At 71.6% G+C, this 21,196-nt stretch carries 18 protein-coding genes; 13 read left to right on the plus strand and 5 right to left on the minus strand.

The features are described from left to right. The first annotated feature begins 29 nt into the window (after window positions 1-29). On the plus strand, window positions 30-1,403 hold the full coding sequence (locus BM085_RS34780; protein ID WP_093891041.1) for an alpha,alpha-trehalose-phosphate synthase (UDP-forming): 1,374 nt from the start codon (window positions 30-32) through the stop codon (window positions 1,401-1,403). A gap of 30 nt (window positions 1,404-1,433) precedes the next feature. Here BM085_RS34780 and BM085_RS34785 read toward each other — a convergent pair whose 3' ends face one another. Next, the gene (locus tag BM085_RS34785) at window positions 1,434-1,730 is read right to left on the minus strand and encodes a DUF4235 domain-containing protein (RefSeq protein WP_093891042.1); all 297 of its coding nucleotides are present in this window, start codon (window positions 1,728-1,730) and stop codon (window positions 1,434-1,436) included. Window positions 1,731-1,845: 115 nt separating this feature from the next. Here BM085_RS34785 and valS point away from each other — a divergent pair, with 115 nt between their 5' ends. From valS to BM085_RS34820, 7 genes are all read left to right on the plus strand, one after another. Further along, window positions 1,846-4,353 carry a valine--tRNA ligase gene (valS, locus tag BM085_RS34790; protein WP_245789874.1) on the plus strand — a complete coding sequence of 836 codons (2,508 nt, stop codon included), beginning with the start codon at window positions 1,846-1,848 and terminating at the stop codon, window positions 4,351-4,353. A gap of 258 nt (window positions 4,354-4,611) precedes the next feature. Beyond that, window positions 4,612-6,045 (plus strand): AI-2E family transporter, encoded by a 1,434-nt coding sequence (locus BM085_RS34795; protein ID WP_093891044.1) that lies wholly within the window; start codon window positions 4,612-4,614, stop codon window positions 6,043-6,045. An 11-nt stretch (window positions 6,046-6,056) separates the two neighbouring features. After that, window positions 6,057-6,611: a PaaI family thioesterase gene (locus BM085_RS34800; RefSeq protein WP_093891045.1), complete on the plus strand. Its 555-nt coding sequence runs from the start codon at window positions 6,057-6,059 to the stop codon at window positions 6,609-6,611. Then, on the plus strand, window positions 6,608-7,051 hold the full coding sequence (dut, locus tag BM085_RS34805) for a dUTP diphosphatase (RefSeq protein WP_093891046.1): 444 nt from the start codon (window positions 6,608-6,610) through the stop codon (window positions 7,049-7,051). The genes BM085_RS34800 and dut overlap by 4 nt, the downstream gene beginning before the upstream one ends. Before the next feature lie 110 nt (window positions 7,052-7,161). Further along, complete coding sequence (locus tag BM085_RS34810; RefSeq protein ID WP_093891047.1) at window positions 7,162-7,836, plus strand: DUF3710 domain-containing protein; 675 nt, start codon at window positions 7,162-7,164, stop codon at window positions 7,834-7,836. A gap of 48 nt (window positions 7,837-7,884) precedes the next feature. After that, window positions 7,885-8,277, plus strand: a complete 393-nt coding sequence (locus BM085_RS34815) for an OB-fold nucleic acid binding domain-containing protein (RefSeq protein ID WP_031159633.1) — start codon at window positions 7,885-7,887, stop codon at window positions 8,275-8,277. Window positions 8,278-8,310: 33 nt separating this feature from the next. Continuing rightward, window positions 8,311-8,976, plus strand: coding sequence for a DUF3159 domain-containing protein (locus BM085_RS34820; RefSeq protein WP_093891048.1), 666 nt, complete (start codon window positions 8,311-8,313; stop codon window positions 8,974-8,976). Between the two features lie 85 nt (window positions 8,977-9,061). Here BM085_RS34820 and BM085_RS34825 read toward each other — a convergent pair whose 3' ends face one another. Beyond that, window positions 9,062-9,733, minus strand: a complete 672-nt coding sequence (locus BM085_RS34825) for a potassium channel family protein (protein WP_093891049.1) — start codon at window positions 9,731-9,733, stop codon at window positions 9,062-9,064. Beyond that, window positions 9,733-10,398 (minus strand): potassium channel family protein, encoded by a 666-nt coding sequence (locus BM085_RS34830; RefSeq protein WP_093891050.1) that lies wholly within the window; start codon window positions 10,396-10,398, stop codon window positions 9,733-9,735. The genes BM085_RS34825 and BM085_RS34830 overlap by 1 nt, the downstream gene beginning before the upstream one ends. Window positions 10,399-10,514: 116 nt before the next feature. On the opposite strand from BM085_RS34830, the gene BM085_RS34835 reads away from it, so the two are divergent. Together BM085_RS34835 and BM085_RS34840 are read left to right on the plus strand one after the other, a co-directional pair. After that, the gene (locus BM085_RS34835) at window positions 10,515-12,650 is read left to right on the plus strand and encodes an APC family permease (protein WP_093891051.1); all 2,136 of its coding nucleotides are present in this window, start codon (window positions 10,515-10,517) and stop codon (window positions 12,648-12,650) included. 61 nt (window positions 12,651-12,711) lie between these two features. Then, window positions 12,712-13,950 carry a class I SAM-dependent RNA methyltransferase gene (locus BM085_RS34840; RefSeq protein ID WP_093891052.1) on the plus strand — a complete coding sequence of 413 codons (1,239 nt, stop codon included), beginning with the start codon at window positions 12,712-12,714 and terminating at the stop codon, window positions 13,948-13,950. A gap of 22 nt (window positions 13,951-13,972) precedes the next feature. Here BM085_RS34840 and BM085_RS34845 read toward each other — a convergent pair whose 3' ends face one another. Both BM085_RS34845 and BM085_RS34850 read right to left on the minus strand, forming a co-directional pair. Next, window positions 13,973-14,734, minus strand: coding sequence for a Clp protease N-terminal domain-containing protein (locus BM085_RS34845; protein ID WP_093891053.1), 762 nt, complete (start codon window positions 14,732-14,734; stop codon window positions 13,973-13,975). A gap of 63 nt (window positions 14,735-14,797) precedes the next feature. Beyond that, window positions 14,798-15,874, minus strand: a complete 1,077-nt coding sequence (locus BM085_RS34850; RefSeq protein ID WP_093891054.1) for a glycoside hydrolase family 18 protein — start codon at window positions 15,872-15,874, stop codon at window positions 14,798-14,800. 148 nt (window positions 15,875-16,022) lie between these two features. Here BM085_RS34850 and BM085_RS34855 point away from each other — a divergent pair, with 148 nt between their 5' ends. The 3 genes from BM085_RS34855 to BM085_RS34865 all read left to right on the plus strand — a co-directional run bounded on the left by BM085_RS34855 (window position 16,023) and on the right by BM085_RS34865 (window position 21,118). Then, entirely contained in the window at window positions 16,023-16,946 is a 924-nt protein-coding gene (locus BM085_RS34855; RefSeq protein WP_093891094.1) for an LLM class F420-dependent oxidoreductase, read from the plus strand. A gap of 97 nt (window positions 16,947-17,043) precedes the next feature. Further along, the gene (locus BM085_RS34860) at window positions 17,044-18,582 is read left to right on the plus strand and encodes a 3' terminal RNA ribose 2'-O-methyltransferase Hen1 (RefSeq protein WP_177245428.1); all 1,539 of its coding nucleotides are present in this window, start codon (window positions 17,044-17,046) and stop codon (window positions 18,580-18,582) included. Beyond that, a complete protein-coding gene (locus BM085_RS34865) occupies window positions 18,575-21,118 on the plus strand; it encodes a polynucleotide kinase-phosphatase (RefSeq protein WP_093891056.1) in 2,544 nt (847 codons plus the stop codon). Before BM085_RS34860 ends, BM085_RS34865 begins: the two co-directional genes overlap by 8 nt. Window positions 21,119-21,196 lie beyond the last annotated feature (78 nt).

Genomic DNA, 21,196 nt, shown 5'->3' on the forward strand with positions numbered 1-21,196 from the left:
ATGGGTAAGACGACTATCTGGAGGAATCTGTGCAGGGCCGCAGTTCATTTCTGATCGTGGCTAACCGCCTTCCCGTCGACCGGATGGGCGAGGACATGTGGCGGCGCAGCCCCGGCGGCCTCGTCACCGCGATCGCCCCCGTCCTCCAGCGCCGGGAGGGCGCCTGGATCGGCTGGCACGGGGCCCCCGACGAGCGGCTCGAACCCTTTGACCACGACGGCATGCACCTCATCCCCGTGCCGCTGTCGGAGTCGGAGGTGGAGCTCTACTACGAGGGCTTCTCCAACACCACGCTCTGGCCGCTCTACCACGACGTGGTCGCCCCGCCGGTCTACTCGCGCGTCACCTGGGAGGCCTACCGGGTGGTCAACGAGCGCTTCGCCCGGGCCGCCGCAGAGGCGGCCGCGGAGAACGCCGTCGTGTGGATCCAGGACTACCAGCTCCAGCTGGTCCCGGCCATGCTGCGCAAGCTCCGCCCCGACCTGCGCATCGGCTTCTTCCTGCACATCCCCTTCCCGCCGGTCGAGCTGTTCTCGCAGCTCCCGTGGCGGCGGGAGATCGTCGAGGGCCTGCTCGGCGCCGACCTCGTCGGGTTCCAGCGCCCCGGAGGCGCCTCCAACTTCATCAGGCTCTGCCGCCGCCTGCTCGGCTTCCAGCACCACAAGCACGAGATCTACGTGGAGGACCGGGTCGTGCGCGCCGGGGCCTTCCCCATCTCGGTGGACTTCGGCGAGCTGGACTCCCTGGTCCGCGAGCCGCACATCATCGAGCGGGCCAAGGAGATCCGCGCGGAGCTGGGCGACCCCGAGTGCATGCTGCTCGGCGTGGACCGGCTCGACTACACCAAGGGCATCGGCCAGCGGCTGAAGGCGTTCGAGGAGCTGCTCTGCGAGGGCTCGATCAAGGCCGGGGAGGCGGCGTTCGTGCAGATCGCCACGCCGAGCCGGGAACGGGTCGAGGAATACATGCGGCTGCGCGACTCCATCGAGCTGCAGGTCGGCCGGATCAACGGCGAGCAGGGCGAGCTCGGCCTGCAACCGGTGCAGTACATGCACCAGTCCTACGGCCGCGACGAGCTGGCGTCGCTCTACCTGGCGGCGGACGTGATGGTGGTGACGCCGCTGCGCGACGGGATGAACCTGGTCGCCAAGGAGTACATCGCCTGCCACAACGACCTGCGTGGCGCGCTGGTGCTCAGCGAGTTCGCCGGGGCGGCCGACGAACTGCGGCAGGCGTTCATGGTGAACCCCTACGACATCGACGGGCTCAAGCGGATGATGCTGACCGCGATGCGGGCCACGCCGCACGATCTGTCCCGCCGGATGCGCTCGCTGCGCAGACGGGTGGCGACCTACGACGTGGACCGCTGGGCGAAGGAGTTTCTCGCGGCCCTGGAGTCCTGAGACCCCGGGGCTCCCTCGCACTGCCCGCCGTCAGGAGGCGACCTCCTTGGCCGTGTTCTTCACGGCCTTCCAGGCGTTGTAGCGCTTCTTGGCGGTGCGGGCCACCACGATCTGGGCGACCTGCATGCCCACGCCCATCACCACGGCGTAGCCGATCGCCTCGCCGAGGCTGATGTCCAGCGACTCGTTGTCCGCCGGCGGCTTCCTGCCGGTCGTCTTCTCCCAGGCGAACCCGATGACCTTCCTGGCGCCCCAGGCGGTGGCCAGGCCCACCAGGCCGCCGATGGCCCGCCATGCCATGTCCTGCTTCTCGGTCTTGTCGGCCATATGGGTCCTCCCCTTTTTTTCGCTCCGCACAGGAACACTAGTCTCCAACAGCGTCGCACCGCGTGAAGCAATACCATAGGGAGGCATGACACAACAGCGACCGCGCCATGCGCCCATGCCCGAGAAACCGACTCTCGACGGGCTGGAAGCCGTATGCGCAGCCCGCTGGGAGACCGAGGGCACCTACCGTTTCGACAGGTCGCGCACGCGGGACGAGATCTACTCGATCGACACCCCGCCGCCGACCGTCTCCGGGTCCCTGCACGTCGGCCACGTCTTCTCCTACACCCACACCGACACGATCGCCCGCTTCCAGCGCATGCGCGGTCGCGAGGTCTTCTACCCCATGGGCTGGGACGACAACGGCCTGCCCACCGAGCGCCGGGTGCAGAACCACTTCGGCGTGCGCTGCGACCCCTCCATCCCCTACGACCCGCGGTTCGAGCCACCGGCCAGGCCCGACGCCAAACGGCAGATCCCCGTCTCGCGCCGTAACTTCATCGAGCTGTGCGAGCGGCTCACGATCGAGGACGAGAAGGCGTTCGAGGAGCTCTGGCGCCGGCTGGGCCTGTCGGTGGACTGGTCGCTGACCTACGCCACCATCGACGGCGGCGCGCGGGCCGCCTCCCAGCGCGCGTTCCTGCGCAACCTGGCCCGCGGCGAGGCCTACGTGGCGGAGGCCCCCACGCTGTGGGACGTCACCTTCCGTACGGCCGTCGCCCAGGCCGAGCTGGAGGACCGGGAGTGGCCCGGCGCCTTCCACCGGCTCGGTTTCACCCTCTCCGAGGAGCAGCGGGCCAGGGGGTTCGGCGACCGCGTCTGGATCGAGACGACCCGTCCCGAGCTGATGCCCGCCTGCGTGGCGCTGGTGGCCCACCCCGACGACGAGCGCTACCGGCCGCTGTTCGGCACCACGGTGCGCACGCCGCTGTTCGGCGTCGAGGTGCCGGTGCTGGCCCATCACCTGGCGGAGCCCGACAAGGGCTCCGGCATAGCGATGATCTGCACCTTCGGCGACATCACCGACGTCACCTGGTGGCGTGAGCTGAACCTGCCCACCCGCGCGGTCGTCGGCTGGGACGGCCGGATGCTCCCCGAGGCGCCCGAGGGCGTCCCGGCGGAGCCGTACGCCGAGCTGGCGGGCAGGACCCTGCACGGCGCCCGCGAGCGGATCGTGGAGCTGCTGCGCGGATCCGGCGACATGGAGGGCGAGCCGCGGCCGGTCAAGCGCGCGGTGAAGTTCTACGAGAAGGGCGACCGGCCCCTGGAGATCGTCACCACCCGCCAGTGGTACGTCCGCAACGGCGGGCGCGACCACGGGCTCAGGGACGCGCTCCTGGCGCGCGGCGAGGAGCTGTCCTGGCATCCGCCCCACATGAAGGTCCGCTACGACAACTGGGTGGAGGGCCTGGCGGGCGACTGGCTGATCTCCCGGCAGCGGTTCTTCGGCGTGCCCATCCCGGTGTGGTACCCGCTGGACGGCGCGGGCGAGCCCGACCGCTCCTCGCCGATCGTGCCGGAGGAGTCCACGCTGCCCATCGACCCCTCCAGCGACGTGCCGCCCGGCTACACCGAGGACCAGCGGGGCAAGCCGGGAGGCTTCGCCGGTGACCCGGACGTCATGGACACCTGGGCCACCTCCTCGCTGAGCCCGCAGATCGCGGGCGGCTGGGAGCGGGACGAGGACCTGTTCGAGCGGGTCTTCCCCATGGACCTGCGCCCGCAGGCCCACGAGATCATCCGGACCTGGCTGTTCTCGACGGTGGTCCGGGCGCACCTGGAGCGGGGCACCCTGCCCTGGCGCAACGCCGCCATCTCCGGATGGATCCTCGACCCGGACCGCAAGAAGATGTCCAAGTCCGTGGGGAACGTCGTCACCCCGCTCGGCCTGCTGGAGCAGTACGGCTCGGACGCGGTCCGCTACTGGGCGGCCCACGGCCGTCCGGGCACCGACACCGCCTTCGACACCGGCCAGATCAAGATCGGCCGCCGTCTGGCGATCAAGATCCTGAACGCCTCCAGGTTCGTCCTGAGCCTGGGGGAGGACGGCGGCGAGGTCACCGAGCCGATCGACCTGTCGATGCTGGCCCGGCTGTCGCAGGTGGTCGGCGAGGCCACCGAGGCGTTCGAGGCCTACGACTACACCCGCGCGCTGGAGCGGACCGAGCGGTTCTTCTGGGAGTTCTGCGACGACTACCTGGAGCTGGTCAAGGCCAGGGCCTACGACGGCGGCGCGGCGGCTCGCTCGGCCCACGCGGCGCTGCGCGAGGCGCTGGACGTCATGCTCCGGCTGTTCGCCCCCTTCCTGCCGTTCGTCACCGAGGAGGTCTGGTCCTGGTGGCGCGAGGGATCGGTGCACCGGGCGTCCTGGCCCACGCCCTCCGAGCGGGGCGGGGAGGCGGAGCTGCTCCCGGTGGTGGCCACGGTCCTCGGCCGGGTGCGCAAGGCCAAGTCCGACGCCAAACTGTCGATGCGCGGCGAGGTCTCCCGGCTGACCGTCACCGGCGCCCAGGCCGATCTCGTACGGCAGGCGCAGGACGACCTGTGCGGCGCGGGCGTCATCGAGGAGTTCGTGCTCCGGCCCGGCGAGGGCGACCTGCTGGTGGAGGTCGCCCTGGCCTGATCCCACACAAGTCTGTCCTCCCGGTCGGGTGGTCCTGCCGTACGGTCGGAGCACGACAGGTGAGGGGAGGACAGGGCATGACTCCAGGCTGCGGTAACTGTGACTGCTACCTCGACGACAGGGTGATCTCCCGGCCGCCGCAGGAGCGCTGATCCGGACCGCACGACGCGGGGAGGGGCCGGTCATCCCGGCCCCTCCTTTTCGTATCCGGCCGATAACCCCGCGCACTGTCGGCCGCGGCGTGACAGTCTGGAAAGCGTGATCTCCGATCGGGAACGTCTGACGCAGTTGGTGCCGCGCACGCTGCTCCGCCTGGCCGCGTGGAGCCTGTGCCTGATCATCATCGGCTGGGCCGTCTTCTACTTCGCGCAGTTCATCGCGATGCTGCGCATCGTGGTCCTGCCCGTGGCCATCGCGCTGTTACTCACCGCGCTGCTGTTCCCGGTCACCCGCAGGCTCCGGGCGATGGGCATGCGGCCGATCTACGCCACGTGGGTCACCCTGCTCATCGCGCTCGCGGTGCTGGGCGGCATCGGCTGGTTCATCGGGGTGCGGGCCAACGACGAGTTCCCCGGACTCGTCGACCAGGTCCGGGCGACCTCCAAGACCGTGGAGGACTGGCTCTACACCGGGCCGCTGCACCTGAAGCCCAGCCAGCTCAGCACGTGGATCGACGAGATCGCCGTTCAGGTCACCACGCAGCGCAACCAGATCACCCAGACGGTGCTCACCGGCGCCACCGTGGCGCTGGAGGTGCTGGCCTCCATCGTGCTGCTGCTGTTCGTCACGTTCTTCCTGCTCAAGGACGGCGACCGGATCTGGGCGTGGTTCCTGCGGGCCTTCGGGGGGACCGCGCCCCGCGTGGACCGGGCCGGGCGGGCCGCCTGGGTGACGCTCTCGCACTACGTCCAGGGCACGGTGGCGGTGGCCGGCGTGCACGGCGTGATCATGGGCATCGTGCTCGCCGGGATGGGCGTGCCGCTCTGGGCGCCGCTGGCGGTGCTGATCTTCCTGGCCAGCTTCATCCCCATCGTCGGCATCTTCTTCGCCGGCGCGGTCGCGACCCTGGTCACCCTCGGCGCCAAGGGCCCGATCTACGCCCTGATCTTCCTGGGCATCCTGGTGGTGGAGCAGCAGCTGGAGAACCACGTGCTCCAGCCGCTGATCGTCGGCCGGGCGCTGAGCTTCCACCCGCTGGCCATCATCCTGGTGCTGGCCGTGGGCGGCATCCTGGCGGGCATCGCCGGGGCCGCGGTGGCGGTGCCCGTCGCCGCCGTGATCTACCGGGCTCTGCCCGAGCTCAGCAGCGATCCGCCGAGGGCGCTGCCCGCCGTACCCGAGCCGCCCGAACCGCCTGAGCCGCCGGAGCGGGACGGGTCGTCGGAGCGGGACGGGTCGCCGGAGCCGGGCCGGTCATCGGATCAGGGCCACTCGCCGGAGCGGGACGGGTCGTCGGAGCGGGACGGGTCGTCGGAGCCCGACCCGACGCCGGAGCCGGGCCGGTCATCGGATCAGGGCCACTCGCCGGAGCGGGACGGGTCGTCGGAGCGGGACGGGTCGCCGGAGCCGGACCAGCCGTCGGAGCCGGGCCGGTCGCCGGGGCGGGACGAGTCGCAGGGGCGGGGCCGGCCTGCCGGGGTCGCCGAGCCCTTCGTGCCCGTGAATGAGGGATCACCGCAGCCCAAGGGGTAACGTTCTGCTCCGTGACCCGTTCCACCGTGACAACCCCTCCCCCGGGAGCGGCCCGGCCCCAGGCGCTCCCCGGCGCGCCCGCGCCCGGCACCCCGCTCGGCCCGCACTACAGCCGCTGCTTCGGCTGCGGCGACCAGCATCCGACCGGCCTGCACCTGACGGCCACCTCGCCTGACGGGACCACGGTGGTCGCCGAGTTCACCGTGGGGGAGGCGCACCAGGGTGCGCCGGGCCTGGCTCACGGCGGCGTGCTGGCCGCGGCGATGGACGAGGTCATCGGCATGTCCATCTGGCTCTTCCAGCGCCCCTACGTCACCGGGCGGCTGGAGACCGACTATCTGGCGCCGGTCCCGGTCGGCACCACCCTGCATCTGCGCGCCTGGTGCACCGGGATGTCCGGCCGGAAGGCGTACCTTGAGGCTGAGGGGCGGATCGGCTCCCCGGACGGCCCGGTCGCCGTGCGCGCCGCCGCGCTCTTCGTCGAGGTCGGCATGGAACACTTCGCCAAGCACGGTGATGCCCAGGCCATCATCGACGAACATCACGAGTACGAGGTGAATCCGTGACCGACAACGTCGAGGTGCTGATCCACCGGCTCGACGCCGAGCTGCCGTTGCCCTCCTACGCCCATCCGGGCGACGCGGGCGCGGATCTCCACGCCGCCGAGGACGTCGAACTGCTCCCCGGCGAGCGGGTCACGGTGGGCACCGGGGTGGCGATCGCCCTGCCCGATGGCTATGCCGCGTTCGTCCACCCGCGTTCCGGCCTGGCCGCCAAGCACGGTGTGACGCTCGTGAACGCGCCCGGCACCGTGGACGCGGGCTACCGGGGCGAGATCAAAGTGACGCTGCTCAACACCGACATCAAGGACGCGCTACGGCTGCGCAGGGGGGATCGCATCGCGCAGCTCGTGATCCAGCGGGTGGAGAATGCGGTGTTCCACGAGGTGGACCGGCTGCCCGGATCGGCGCGAGGCGCCGGCGGGTTCGGCTCCACCGGCCGATGACAGGGAGCGAACCCGACGGAGCGAGCGGAGCGGACGGAGAGGGACGAGCCGGCCGCGAAGTGAGCGAGGAGTGGTGAGCGACCAGCGAATCTTCAAGGAGCGTGAGGAAAGTGTTCGGACGTCGCCGTCGCGAGGAGTCCCCGGCCGTGGCCGAGGAGGTCGAGAAGGTCGAGCAGGTGCAGGCCCGTGAGTCCGGTCCGTGGGACTCGGGTGAGCCCTGTTCTGAGCGGGAGCGGGTCGATCTGGGCGGTATGCGCCTGCCGGTCGACCCCGGTTTCGAGGTGCAGCTCAACCTGGCCGGTGACCACATCGTCGGTGCGGTCATCATGGTCGGTGAGAGCGCCCTCCAGGTGCACGCGTTCGCGGCGCCCAAGCGCAACGGCATCTGGGACGAGGTGCGGGACGAGCTCGCCGAGGGCGTCAAGGGCGCCGGCGGCACCGCCGAGGAGCGGGAGGGGCCGTTCGGCGTCGAGCTGGCGGCCCAGGTCCCGGCGGACGGGGTCGCCCAGCCGGTCCGCTACATCGGTGTCGACGGCCCGCGCTGGTTCCTCCGGGCGGTGATCAGCGGGCGTGCCGCGCTGGACGCCGAGGCGGCCGCGACGCTGGAGGGCGTGATCCGCGACATCGTGGTGGTCCGCGGCGACGAGCCGATGGCCCCCAAGGAGGCGATCGAGCTGCGGCTGCCGCCGGAGGCCAGGCAGGCCATGGAGCAGCAGGCCGCCGGAGGCGACGTGCCCGACCTCAACCCCTTCAAGCGCGGTCCGGAGATAGCCGAGCTTCGCTGACGTGGGGGATCGCGTACGCTGATTCAACACGTATGTGAAGGAGAGGTCGTGGGTTCTCAGGAACCGCATAAACAGGGCGGATTTCGGGGCTTTTTCCGTCGGCTGACGACGAGTCAGGCCGAGTTGGAGGCCAGCGAACTCCAGCAGGACCTCGATCGTCATGGCGCCACCCCCATCGTCTCGTGCGGCGGGCGCCGCCGATTCTGCGTTACCGGTACGCTACGGACCGTGACCTTGCGGCCTCGTGGGGGCGCGCCCGCGCTTGAGGCGGAGCTCTATGACGGTTCGGATGTGATCGACCTGATCTGGCTGGGCCGTCGGAGGATCGCCGGAATCGAACCGGGCAGGATGGTGCTGGCCGAAGGGCTCGTCAGTGTGCAGGATGGGCGCAAGGTGATGTTCAATCCTCGATACGAGCTACGTCCGGCGGGCGGTGCGTGAGCCATTGACGACCACAGAACGGTGAGCGAGAACATGACCACCACCGATGAGACCGTCGCGCACGACACGGTGGAGGCGGCGATGCGCGTTCAGCTCGCCAAGGCCTTCGGAGGAGTGCGCGGCATCATCGAGGCAGCCGTGCCCACGATCACCTTCACCGGGATGTGGATCGGCACCTCCGACCTGAGGATGTCCCTGGTCGTCAGCATCTCGGCGGCGGTGGTGCTGCTGGTGGTGCGGCTGCTGCAGCGCTCGTCGCCGCAGTTCGTGATCAACAGTCTGATCGGCATCGGCATCGGCGCGTTCTTCGCCTCTCGCACCGGCGACGCCCGTGACGTCTACCTGCCCGGCATCCTCTACAACGCCGGCTACTCGGTGGTGATGCTGCTGTCGATCGTCACCCGGTGGCCCCTGGTGGGCTTCCTGATCGGATCCGTCACCGGCGACCCGACGGGCTGGCGCAAGGACCCGGCCGTCGTGCGGCTCTGCTCCAGGCTCACCTGGATGCTGATGGTCCCGTGCGTGATCCGGGTGGCCGTGCAGTTGCCCGTCTATCTGATCGGCGGGAACGACGCGGTCGCCGAGCTGGGCATCCTGAAGATCGTGATGGGCTGGCCGCTCCAGGTCGCGGGCCTCGCCGCCATGGTGTGGCTGCTGACCAGAGGCCGGACCCCGGTCCGGCCGCCCGCCATTCCCTGAAACGGACGCTGGATCCTGAAGCGGACGCCGGATCCGGGACGGGCGCCGGTCCCGTACGGCATGCCGTACGGGACCGGCGCCCGTCTCAGTGGATGGACCGGTGCGCGGACAGGAGCTGGGCCAGCTCCTCCTCGACCTCCTGGCTGGCCACGAACATCAGCTCGTCTCCGGCCTCCAGCGGGTCGTCGGCGGTGGGCACCAGCACCCGCCCCTCGCGGAGGATCGCGACCAGGGCGGTGTCGGTCGGCCACGGCACCGAACCGGCGCGCTGCCCGACGACCGGCGCGTCCTCGGGCAGGGTGAGCTCCACCAGGTTGGCCTGCCCCTGACGGAAGGTCATCAGCCGGACCAGGTCGCCGACGCTCACCGCCTCCTCGACCAGCGCGCTCAGCAGGCGGGGGGTCGAGACGGCCACGTCCACGCCCCACGACTCGTTGAACAGCCACTCGTTCTTGGGGTGGTTGATCCTGGCGACCACGCGCGGCACGCCGTACTCCGTCTTGGCCAGCAGCGACACGACGAGGTTGACCTTGTCGTCGCCGCTGGCGGCGACGACCACGTGGCAGTCGGCCAGGGCCGCCTCGTCCAGGGAGGAGATCTCGCAGGCGTCGGCGAGCAGCCACTCCGCGCGCGGCACGGTGTCGATCTTGATGGCCTTGGGGTCGATGTCGATGAGCAGGACCTCGTGGCCGTTCTCCAGGAGCTCGGCGGCGATCGACCTGCCGACGGCTCCGGCACCCGCGATGGTGACGCGCATCAGTGGCCCTCCTCCGGCGCACCGGACAGCACCTTGTTGATGCGGTCCATGTCACTTTCGACCGCCATGACGTGCAGGATGTCGCCTTCCTGCACCACGGAGTCGCTCTTGGGCAGCAGGGTCTCGCCCATCCGGTTGACGAACGCCATGCGCGTGCCCGCGGCCTCCTCCAGGTCCTTGCTCCTGGTGCCGATCCAGCCGGGGTGGTAGGCCACCTCGGCCAGCACGACGGACCCGGTCGGGTCGCGCCACAGCGGCTCGGCCCCCTCGGGCAGCACCCTGCGCAGGATCTGGTCGGCGGTCCAGCGGACCGTGGCGACGGTGGGGATGCCCAGCCGCTGGTAGACCTCGGCACGCCGGGAGTCGTAGATGCGGGCAACCACGTTGTCCACGCCGAACGTCTCGCGTGCGACCCGGGCGGAGATGATGTTGGAGTTGTCGCCGCTGCTCACCGCCACGTAGGCGCCCGCCGACTCGATCCCGGCCTCTTCCAGGACGTCCCGGTCGAAGCCGATCCCGGTGACCCGGCGACCGCGGAAACCGGCCCGCAGGCGGCGAAAGGCCTGCGGATCCCGGTCGATGATCGCGACCGAGTGGCCGCTGTCCTCAAGGATGTGCGCCAGGGTCGAACCCACTCGGCCACATCCCATGATCACGATATGCATGCTCCCCCGCCGGTCGCGTTGAGGCGGATCTTGTTCCCGATGTACTTAGTCAGTATGGCCCGCTCAGGGAGTGCCGTGTCAGCGGGGCGGACGGATGGGGACTAGCATCGGCAGACGTGTCAAAGGTGACGGACCTCGTCAAGCGCCTGTTCATCGGGCGGGCGCTGCGCAGCACGCAGTTGCATGAGCAACTGCTCCCCAAGCGCATCGCCCTGCCGGTTTTCGCGAGCGACGCGCTCTCCTCGGTGGCCTACGCCCCGCAGGAGATCCTCGTCATCCTCTCCATCGCCGGGCTCTCGTTCTACAGCTTCGCCCCGTGGGTCGCCATCGCCGTCGTCGTCGTGATGCTCACGGTCGTGGCGTCCTACCGGCAGAACGTGCACGCCTATCCCAGCGGCGGCGGCGACTACGAGGTGGCCACCGTCAACCTCGGCCAGAACGCCGGCCTCACCGTCGCCAGTGCCCTGATGGTCGACTACGTCCTCACCGTCGCGGTGTCGGTGGCCAACGGCGTCGACTACGTCGGCGCCACGATCCCCTACGTCGCCGAGCACAAGCCACTGGTCGCGATCGCCATCGTCGTCCTGCTGACGCTGGTCAACCTCCGCGGCATCCGCGAGTCCGGCGGGGCCTTCGCGATCCCCACCTACGCCTTCATGTTCGCGGTCATCGGCCTGATCGTGTGGGGCGGCTTCCGGCTGCTCGTGCTCGGCGACGAGCTGCGCGCCCCCACCGCCGGCTACGAGATCCTCGCCGAGCAGGCCAACATGACGTCCTTCGCGGCGGCCTTCCTCATCCTGCGGGCGTTCTCCTCCGGCTGCGCCGCGCTCACCGGCGTGGAGGCGATCAGCAACGGCGTGCCCGCCTTCCGCAAGCCCAAGAGCAAGAACGCCGCGACCACGCTGCTGATGATGGGCCTGGTCTCGGTCGTCATGTTCGTCGGCATCATCTCGCTCGGCCTGGCCTCCGGCGTCAAGCTCGCCGACCCCGCCAGGGCCGCCTACGACGTGCTCATCGACGGCAGGCCCGCGGGACCCGGCTACTACCAGCAGCCGATCATCGCCCAGGTCGCCGAGGCGGTCTTCGGCTCCGGCTCGCTGTTCTTCTTCGCCATCGCCGCGGTCACCGCGCTGATCCTGTTCCTCGCGGCCAACACCGCCTTCAACGGTTTCCCGGTGCTCGGCTCCATCCTGGCCCAGGACCGCTTCCTCCCCCGCCAGCTGCACACCCGGGGTGACCGGCTGGCCTTCTCCAACGGCATCATCTTCCTGGCCGCCGCCGCCTGCCTGCTGCTGTGGGGCTTCGACGCCGACGTCAGCCGCCTGCTCAACCTCTACATCGTGGGCGTCTTCGTGTCGTTCACGCTGAGCCAGATCGGCATGGTCCGGCACTGGACCCGGCATCTGAAGACCGAGACCGACTCCTCGGTCCGCCAGCAGATGAGACGTTCGCGGGTCATCAACTTCTTCGGCGGCGTCATGACCGGCGTGGTGCTGGTGGTCGTGCTGCTCACCAAGTTCACCCACGGCGCGTGGATCGTCTGCGTGGCCATGCCGCTGCTTTTCCTGATGATGAAGGCAATCCACCGCCACTACGAGAAGGTGGCCCGCGAGCTCGCCGTCTCCGAGGACTCCCAGATCGACGAGTCGATGCTGCCGGCCCGCAACCACGCCGTCGTCCTGGTCTCCAAGATCCACAAGCCGACCCTGCGCGCCCTCGCCTACGCCCGCGCCACCCGGCCCTCGACCCTGGAGGCGCTCACCGTGGGCGTGGAGGGCGAGGAGGCCCGCGCCCTGCAGGAGGAGTGGGAGCGGCGGGGCATCCCGGTGCCGCTGAAGATGCTCGACTCGCCCTACCGCGAGATCACCCGGCCGATCCTGGAGTACGTCAAGTCGCTGCGCCGCCGCTCGCCCCGCGACGTGGTGACCGTCTACATCCCCGAGTACGTCGTCGGCCACTGGTGGGAGCACCTGCTGCACAACCAGAGCGCGCTGCGGCTCAAGGGCCGGCTGCTCTTCCAGCCCGGAGTGATGGTCACCAGCGTGCCCTGGCAGCTCCACTCCTCCGACCGTCTCAAGGGCCGCCCCGAGCGCTACGCCCCCAACGCCGTCCGCCGCCGGCAGCGTGAGGCGCCCGCGGAGGAGGCGCGCCACGACGAGGCGCTCCGGGAGGAGGAGGCCGCCGTGGAGGAGTCCGCCCGCGACGCGGTGGCCCGTGACGAGATGGCCCGGGGCGAGGACGGCAAGGCATAACCTTTCGTATGTACTCCTGACGACAGGGAGGCTCGACGACGACGGACTGTGGGGGCATGGCATGGCGGTTGAACTGACGGTGGGACCGGTCGCGCACGGCGGCTGGTGTGTCGCCCGCCACGACGGCCGGGTGGTCTTCGTACGGCACGCGCTCCCCGGCGAGCGCGTCCTCGCGGAGATCACCGAGGAGACCAGCCGCTTCCTGCGGGCCGACGCCGTCGAGATCCTGGAGCCCTCCGCCGACCGGGTGACCCCGCCGTGCCCGTTCGCCGGGCCCGGCCGCTGCGGAGGCTGCGACTGGCAGCACGCCTCCCTCGACGCCCAGCGCCTGTTGAAGACCGACGTGGTCGCCGAGCAGCTCAGGCGGCTGGCCGGGATCGAGTGGAAGGGCGTCGTCGAGGAGGTGCCCGGCGCCCCCGACGGCCTCGGCTGGCGCACCCGCGTGCAGTTCGCCGTCGACCGTGAGGGCGTCCTCGGCCTGCGCCGTCACCGCTCCCACGACATCGAGCCGGTGGACGCCTGCCTGATCGCCCATCCGGAGGTGGAGAACGTCGGCGCCGAGGTCATGAACTGGCGCAACGCCTCCTCGGTCGAGGTCATCGCCTCCAGCACCGGGGAGCAGGCCGTCGTGGTCGCCCCCCGGCCCCGCCGTACGGTGGCCGTGCCCGACCTCGACACGAGCGTGGCCGTCTTCGTCGACGAGGGCAAGGGCCGCACCCGCGTGGTCCACGGCCGCAACCATCTCACCGAGCGCGTCGGCGACCGGGACTTCCAGGTCACCGGGAGCGGTTTCTGGCAGGTCCACCCGGGCGCCGCGGCCACGCTGGTCGCCACGGTCCTGGAGTTCGCCGCCCCGCAGCCGGGGGAGTGGGCCCTGGACCTCTACTGCGGTGTCGGCCTGTTCGCCGCGGGCCTGGCGGAGGCCGTCGGTCCCGAGGGCGCCGTGTTCGGCGTCGAGTCCGAGGCCGTGGCCGTGCGCGACGCCGAACGCAACCTCCGCGACCTGCCCCAGGCCCGCTTCGCCCGGGGCCGTGTCGAGAACGCCCTCGACCGCTTCGGCATCGAGCGCGCCGACCTGGTCGTCGTCGACCCGCCCCGGGCGGGTCTGGGACGCGACGTCGTCGACCGCGTCGCCGCCCTCCAGGCCGGCCGCATCGTCTACGTCTCCTGCGACCCGGCCACCCTCGCCCGTGACATCGCCTGGCTCGCCGAGCACGGCTACAGCCTCGCCGACCTGCGCGCCTTCGACGCCTTCCCGATGACCCACCACGTGGAGTGCGTGGCCCTGCTGACCAGGTAGCCGACCCGGCCTCCGGCCGGTGCTACCCCTCGTCGCCGCCGAGCCGTTCCTCCAGCCGTTCCAGCCGCTGGAGGATCGGCTGCAGCTCCTGGCGGATGGCGGTGGACAGGGCGGCGGCCGGGGTGGCCGGAGCCGCCGCGGCGGCTCCGGCCTGGCCCTGCGCCCGGAGGTGGACGTAGCCGGCCAGGGCGGCCGTGACGGCGCGGCGGGTCAGCCGCGGCTCGGCGCCGAGACCCCGCAGGAGCTGACCGGCGGCTCCGTCGGGTTCGCCGATCAGCCCGAGAAGGAGATGCTCGCAGCCGATGTAGTTGTGCCCCATGCCGGTCGCGTCGGTGACGGCCAGCTCCAGGGCTCCCGCCGCGGGTCCGCCGAACCGGAGCGGGGAGCCGTCCGGCCCGGCGGGCGGCTCCGCGGGGGCCAGCCGGTCCAGCTCACGCCGTACCTGCTCGGGGTCGATCTCCATGGCGCGCAGGATGTGCAGGGCCAGGTTGCCGCCTTCGGCCAGCATGCCGCTCAGCAGGTGCTCGGTGCCGACCTCGGCGGCCCCCTCGGCGCGTGCCTGCTCCACCGCGAGCTTGACCGCGGTGCGGGTCCGATCGGTGAAATGCGTCAAGCGGGCCGTCGGGTCGTCGAGGTCGGGGGAGCCCAGCGCCGTCTCCCGGATGGCGGTGACCCGCCGTACGGCCTGCTCCAGGGCGCGCTGGCAGACGGCCGAGACCGGCACGCCCGCCTCCTTGACCGCTTCGGCCAGTTCGTCGGGCAGATAGACGTTGATCTTCGGCATTGGGCCCCCAATGGGGTTAGTGAAGGGTTATAGCCCAGTTATAACCCCGCTTGAGGCGCCTGTCTAGCGGGCAATGGCCGCCAGCAGCCGGGCGACGTCGGAGGTGGGGGCGGCGCCCCGGGTGGACAGCCAGGCCAGCCCGTTGCGGGTGGTGAAGGCGACGAGCTTGCGGGCGTCGGACGCGGTGAGGTCCCCGGAGCCGGCCAGGACGGGGGTGAGGGCGATCCGGTGCCAGGCGGTGGGCACGCCCAGGGAGCGGGCGACCTGGACGTGGGCGGCGCGGACGGCCGAGGCGACGGGCCGCAGGTCCGCCCGGCCGGAGGGGGCGCGCCGGATCGGGGTGAGGAGGTTGACGGCGGTGATCTCGGCGCCCGCCTGCCGGGTGGAGCGGAGCATCGCCTCGTCGCCGGGGGCCAGGCCGGTCCCGGTCGCGGGCAGGGTGAAGCTCACGGTGAGCGGACGGCCCCGCGCGGCGGCCTCACGCTGGAGGGCCGTGATCGCGCCGGCGCGGCGCAGGACGGCCCCGTCGTCACCCGGATCCTGGACCTCGAAGTCGATGTAGGTGGCGCCGAAGGCACCGACCGTCCGGCGGTAGGCGGCGGTGAGGCGGCCGAGGTCGGTGCAGGCGGCGGCCAGCTCACGGCCGACCGGACCGCCGAAGGCGAGACCGGCGTCGCCGCCGGCCGCGCGCAGGCGCCCCAGGCGGTCGGCGACCGGATTGCCGTCCTGCTCCTGCCCGCCGCCCCACCCGGGCGTGCAGTCGTGCTGCCCGGCGGTGAGGTGCCCGAGGGTGAACCAGCGGACGTTGCTCCGCCGGGCGGCCCTGGTCAGGTTGTAGAGCGGATCGCGGACGGTGTCCACGAACGTCACGAAACCCGACGGGCGGACGCCGGCGGGGGAGGGCGGCGCCGGTCCGGGCGCCTGGTCGGCCGCGGGCCGGGTGGCCAGACGGGGAGGGCCGACCCTGACGTGGGGCGCCTGGCCGGCCCGCGCCCAGCCGCCGGTCTCGGCGGGCAGCACCCAGATGGCGAGGCCGGTGCCGGCGACGAGCGCGACCGACGCGAGCGCGACCAGGGATCGGGGCGGGGTGCCCGGCTCGCGGGTCCGGCGGGCGGCGGAGCGGTCTGTCGCCACCGACATGGGATTCACCTTCCGGACGACATCGAGTGGTCGCGGGGAGTGTTCGGTCCGTTACCGAGCCGACCGAAAGTCTGAACGTTAGCAAGCGGTCGCGACACCGCGCGGGCTTTCTGTGGATGCCGTCCGGAGTGCCCGGATAATGGGATTCATGAAGTTGAGGATCTTCACCGAACCGCAGCAGGGTGCCACCTACGACGAGCTGCTGGCGGTCGCGCAGGCCGCCGAGCGTCTGGGTTTCGACGCCTTCTTCCGTTCCGACCACTACATGCGGATCGGGCCGGGCGACCCCGGTCCCGGCCCCACCGACGCCTGGGTGACCCTCGCGGCTCTGGCCAGGGAGACCTCCACGATCAGGCTCGGCACCCTGGTCACCCCGGTCACCTTCCGGTTGCCGGGGTCGCTGGCGATCAGCGTGGCCCAGGTGGACCAGATGAGCGGGGGCCGGGTCGAGCTGGGCCTGGGCACCGGCTGGTTCGACGCCGAGCACACCGCGTACGGGATCCCGTTCCCGCCCGTGGGCGAGCGGTTCGGCCGGTTCGAGGAGCAGCTGGAGATCCTCACCGGCCTCTGGGCCACGCCTGCGGGCGAGACGTTCTCGTTCGAGGGCGCCCACTACCGGCTGGCGGACTCGCCCGCCCTGCCCAAGCCCGTGCAGAGCCCCAGGCCGCCGATCATCGTCGGCGGGTTCGGGGCCAAGCGCACCCCCCGGCTGGCCGCGCGGTTCGCCGACGAGTACAACCTGCCCTTCCACACCCTGGACGACACCGGGCTGGCCTACGGCCGGATCCGGCAGGCGTGCGAGGCGGAGGGACGTTCGCGGATCGTGCTCTCGGCGGCCCAGAGCGTCGCCGTCGGCGCCGATGACGCCGAGATCGCGCGCCGGGCCGAGGCGGCCGGACAGGACCTCGCCGCGCTCCGCGCGAGCGGCCTGGCGGGCACCCCCGCCGAGGTGGTCGACAAGATCGGCCGGTTCGCCGAGCTGGGCGCCGAACGGATCTACCTCCAGGTGATGGACCTGTCGGACCTGGACCACCTGGAGCTCATCGCCGCCGAGGTCCTGCCCCACGTGTAGGCCGTGGACGCCCACGTCGACGACGCCGGAGCCGGCAGGCTCCCGGCGTCGTCTAACCGATGGCGCACATGATCGGATATCGGGCAGACTGAGCCGGGTGTTGCTCACGATCTCCACGACCGTACGGCCCGCCACCGACCTCGGATTCCTGCTGCACAAACACCCGGACCGGGTTCAGGAGTTCGGCCAGTCGTACGGCACGGCCCGCGTCTTCTACCCGGAGGCGGGCGAGGAGCGCTGCACGGCGGCGCTGATGCTCGACGTCGACCCGGTCCGCCTGGTGCGCTCGCGCGGCCGGTCCACCCCCGACTACGCGCTGGGGCAGTACGTCAACGACCGGCCCTACGCCGCGTCGTCGCTGCTGGCCGTGGCGCTGGCGGACGTGTTCCGCACGGCCCGCACCGGCCGCTGCGACAGCCGTCCGGAACTGGCCGCCGGCCCCATCCCGCTGGAGATCACGCTGCCCGTGCTGCCCTGCCGGGGCGGTCCCGAGATGGCCCACCGGTTCTTCGAACCGCTGGGCTGGACGGTCGAGGCCCAGGCCGTACCGCTGGACGAGGGGTTCCCCGAGTGGGGCGACTCCCGTTACGTACGGCTGTCGCTGCGCGGCGAGGTACGGCTGGCCGACGCGCTCAACCACCTCTACGTGCTGCTGCCGGTGCTCGACGACGCCAAGCACTACTGGATCGCCTCCGACGAGGTGGACAAGCTGATCCGGGCGGGTGAGTCCTGGCTGGCCGCCCACCCCGACAGGAGCCTGATCACCCGCCGCTACCTCGGCCGCCGCCGGGCCCTCGCCCGCACCGCCTTCGCCCGTCTGGCCGAGCTCGGGGACGACGTGGAGGAGGACCTCGAACCTCCCGTCGAGGAGGATCCCGCGGCCGACCCCGGGCCGACGGCGGACGCTCCCTCATCGGAGCCGGCGGGTGAGCTTCCGGCGGTGCCCGCAGGCGAGCTTCCGGCGGTGTCCGCGGGGGAGGCGCCGGGGGAGCGGGACGCCGCGCCCAAGCGGCCTCTGAACGTCCTGCGCCGGGAGGCGGTGCTCGGGGCGCTGGCGGAGTCCGGGGCGCACAGCGTCATCGACCTGGGGTGCGGGTCCGGGCAGCTGGTCGGGGCGCTGCTGGACAGGCCGGAGTTCACCAAGGTGGCCGGGGTGGACGTGTCGGCGCAGGCGCTGGCGATCGCCGCCAGGCGGTTGAGGCTCGACCGGATGCCCGACCGCCGGCGGGAACGGCTGCGGCTGTTCCAGGGGGCGCTGACCTACACCGACGACCGGTTCGCCGGATACGACGCCGCCGTTCTCATGGAGGTCGTCGAGCACGTCGACCCGCCGCGGCTGAACGCGCTGGAGCGGGTCGTCTTCGGCGCCGCCCGGCCGGGGCACGTGATCGTGACGACCCCCAACGCCGAGTACAACGTGCGCTACGACTTCCTGGAGGGCATGCGCCACCCCGACCACCGCTTCGAGTGGACGCGGGCGCAGTTCCAGGCGTGGGCGGCGGGGGTCTGCCGCGAGTACGGCTACCACGTCGCCTTCCGGCCGGTCGGCGACGACGACCCCGAGCTGGGGCCGCCCACCCAGATGGCCCTGTTCGGCAGGGGAAGCGCCGCGAACGCGGGAGGCGGAGATGACTGAGATCGCTGTGCCGGAGATGTCGCTGGTCGTGCTCGTCGGAGTGTCGGGGAGCGGCAAGTCGACCTTCGCCCGCAAGCACTTCACACCGACCCAGGTGGTCTCCTCGGACTTCTGCCGGGGCCTGGTGGCCGACGACGAGAACGACCAGGCCGCCACCCCCGACGCCTTCGACGTGCTCGACTACATCGTCGGCACCCGGCTGCGGCGGGGCCTGCTCACGGTCGTGGACGCCACCAACGTCCAGTGGGACGCGCGCAAGAAGCTGATCGAGCTCGCCAAGTCCCACAACGTGCTGGTCGACGCGATCGTCATGGACGTGCCGGAGGAGGTGGCGATCGAGCGGAACGAGGCCAGGCCCGACCGGGACTTCGGGCCCCATGTGATCCGGCGGCAGCGCAAGGACCTGCGGCGGTCCATGGCGAAGATCTCCCGGGACGGCTTCCGCCGGGTCCACGTGCTGCGGGGGACCGACGAGATCGAGGCCGCCACGGTCGTCCGGGAGAAGGCGTGGTCCGACAGGCGTGAGCTGACCGGGCCGTTCGACATCATCGGCGACGTGCACGGATGCCGCGCCGAGCTGGAGACGCTGCTGCGCACCCTGGGCTGGGAGATCGAACCCGGCGCCACGGGCGCGACCCACCCCGAGGGCAGGACGGCGGTGTTCGTCGGCGACCTGGTGGACCGGGGCCCGGACTCGCCGGGCGTGCTCCGGCTGGTCATGGGCATGGTCGCGGCCGGGACCGCGCTGTGCGTGTCGGGCAACCACGAGCAGAAGCTGGCCCGCGCGCTCAACGGCCGCAAGGTCAGGGTCGCCCACGGGCTGCAGGAGTCGCTGGACCAGCTCGCCGCCGAGCCCGAGGAGTTCCGGACGGCCGCCCTGGCCTTCATGGACGGGCTGATCAGCCACTACCAGCTCGACGGCGGCAGGCTCGTCGTCGCGCACGCCGGGCTGAAGGAGGCCTACCACGGCCGCGCCTCGGGCCGGGTGCGCTCCTTCGCGCTGTACGGCGACACCACCGGTGAGACCGACGAGTACGGCCTGCCGGTGCGCTACCCCTGGGCGCGGGAGTACCGGGGCCGGGCCATGGTCGTCTACGGTCACACCCCCGTCCCCGAGACCGAGTGGATCAACAACACGATCTGCCTGGACACCGGGGTCGTGTTCGGCGGGCGGCTGACCGCGCTGCGCTACCCGGCCAAGGAGATCGTCTCGGTGCCCGCCGAGAAGGTCTGGTACGAGTCGGTCAGGCCGTTCGCCGCCCCGGGCCACCGCGACCCCGGTGTGCTCTCCATCGAGGACGTCCGGGGCACCCAGCACATCGAGGTACGCCACGGCGGCGGCCGGATCAAGGTCCGGGAGGAGAACTCGGCCGCGGCGCTGGAGATCATGAGCCGGTTCGCGGTCGATCCGCGCTGGCTGGTCTACCTTCCCCCGACGATGGCGCCGCCGGAGACCTCCAGGCTCGACGGCTACCTGGAGCACCCGGCTGAGGCGTTCGAGGAGTTCGCGGCCGCCGGGATCACCCGGGTCGTGTGCGAGGAGAAGCACATGGGCTCGCGGGCGGTGGCCGTACTGGCCAGGAGCCCGCAGGTGGCGGCGGAGCGGTTCGGGGTCGCCGACGGCACCGCCGGAGCGGTCTACACCCGCACGGGCAGGCCGTTCTTCGCCGACACCACCGAGCTGGTGGACCGGCTCAGGCGGGCCTGCGCCCCTCTCATGGACGAGCTGGGGTCGGACTGGCTCGCACTCGACTGCGAGCTGCTGCCCTGGTCGGCCAAGGCGGAGGGGCTGATCCGCAGCCAGTACGCGTCGGTCGGGGCCGCGGCCCGCACCGCGCTGCCGGAGGCGGTCGCCGTCCTGGAGGCGGCGGCGGGGCGCGGGCTGGATGTGGGCGATCTGCTGGACCGCACCCGCCGCCGCCTGACCAACGCTGCCCGGTTCCGGGACGCGTACGCGCGTTACTGCTGGCCGGTCTCCGGCCTGGACGGCGTACGGCTGGCGCCGTTCCAGGTCCTCGCCTGCGAGGGCCGGGCGACCGCCGCGCGGGAGCCGCACTCCTGGCACCTGGACGTGCTCTCCCGGCTCGCCGATCCGCTGATCGCGCCCACCCGGCACGTGTCCGTCGACCTGGCCTCGCAGGAGTCCAGGGACGCCGCGACCGCCTGGTGGTCGGCGCTGACCGCCGAGGGCGGGGAGGGCATGGTGGTCAAGCCGCTGGAGTGGCCGGGCCGCGAGGGAGCGGACGGGCGGGGCGGCGGACCGGGCGCGGCCGTGCCCGAGGGCCGGGTACAGCCGGGGATCAAGGTGCGCGGGCGGGAGTACCTGCGGATCATCTACGGCCCCGACTACACCGAGAGCCTGGAGGTCCTGCGCCACCGGTTCCTGGGCCGCAAGCGCTCCCTCGCCCTGCGGGAGCATGCCCTCGGGCTGGAGGCGCTGTCCAGGCTGGCCGACGGCGAGCCGCTGTGGCGGGTGCACGAGGCGGTCTTCGCCGTTCTCGCACTGGAATCCGAGCCGGTGGACCCGCGTCTGTGACCTCCGGGTAAAGACAGGTGAAGCAGGAAGGCATTTTCCCGATTGGGACGATCGCTCCCCCCATACAGGTCCATATCG

Source organism: Streptosporangium canum (genome assembly GCF_900113865.1).
GTDB lineage: Bacteria > Actinomycetota > Actinomycetes > Streptosporangiales > Streptosporangiaceae > Streptosporangium > Streptosporangium canum.

Excerpts from the sequence above, each read along its gene's own strand:
- BM085_RS34785 (WP_093891042.1), bottom strand. The coding sequence starts at position 1,730 with ATGGCCGACAAGACCGAGAAGCAGGACATGGCATGGCGGGCCATCGGC.
- valS (WP_245789874.1), top strand. The coding sequence starts at position 1,846 with ATGCCCGAGAAACCGACTCTCGACGGGCTGGAAGCCGTATGCGCAGCC.
- BM085_RS34820 (WP_093891048.1), top strand. The coding sequence starts at position 8,311 with ATGACCACCACCGATGAGACCGTCGCGCACGACACGGTGGAGGCGGCG.
- BM085_RS34825 (WP_093891049.1), bottom strand. The coding sequence starts at position 9,733 with ATGCGCGTCACCATCGCGGGTGCCGGAGCCGTCGGCAGGTCGATCGCC.
- BM085_RS34830 (WP_093891050.1), bottom strand. The coding sequence starts at position 10,398 with ATGCATATCGTGATCATGGGATGTGGCCGAGTGGGTTCGACCCTGGCG.
- BM085_RS34840 (WP_093891052.1), top strand. The coding sequence starts at position 12,712 with ATGGCGGTTGAACTGACGGTGGGACCGGTCGCGCACGGCGGCTGGTGT.
- BM085_RS34845 (WP_093891053.1), bottom strand. The coding sequence starts at position 14,734 with ATGCCGAAGATCAACGTCTATCTGCCCGACGAACTGGCCGAAGCGGTC.
- BM085_RS34850 (WP_093891054.1), bottom strand. The coding sequence starts at position 15,874 with ATGTCGGTGGCGACAGACCGCTCCGCCGCCCGCCGGACCCGCGAGCCG.
- BM085_RS34855 (WP_093891094.1), top strand. The coding sequence starts at position 16,023 with ATGAAGTTGAGGATCTTCACCGAACCGCAGCAGGGTGCCACCTACGAC.
- BM085_RS34865 (WP_093891056.1), top strand. The coding sequence starts at position 18,575 with ATGACTGAGATCGCTGTGCCGGAGATGTCGCTGGTCGTGCTCGTCGGA.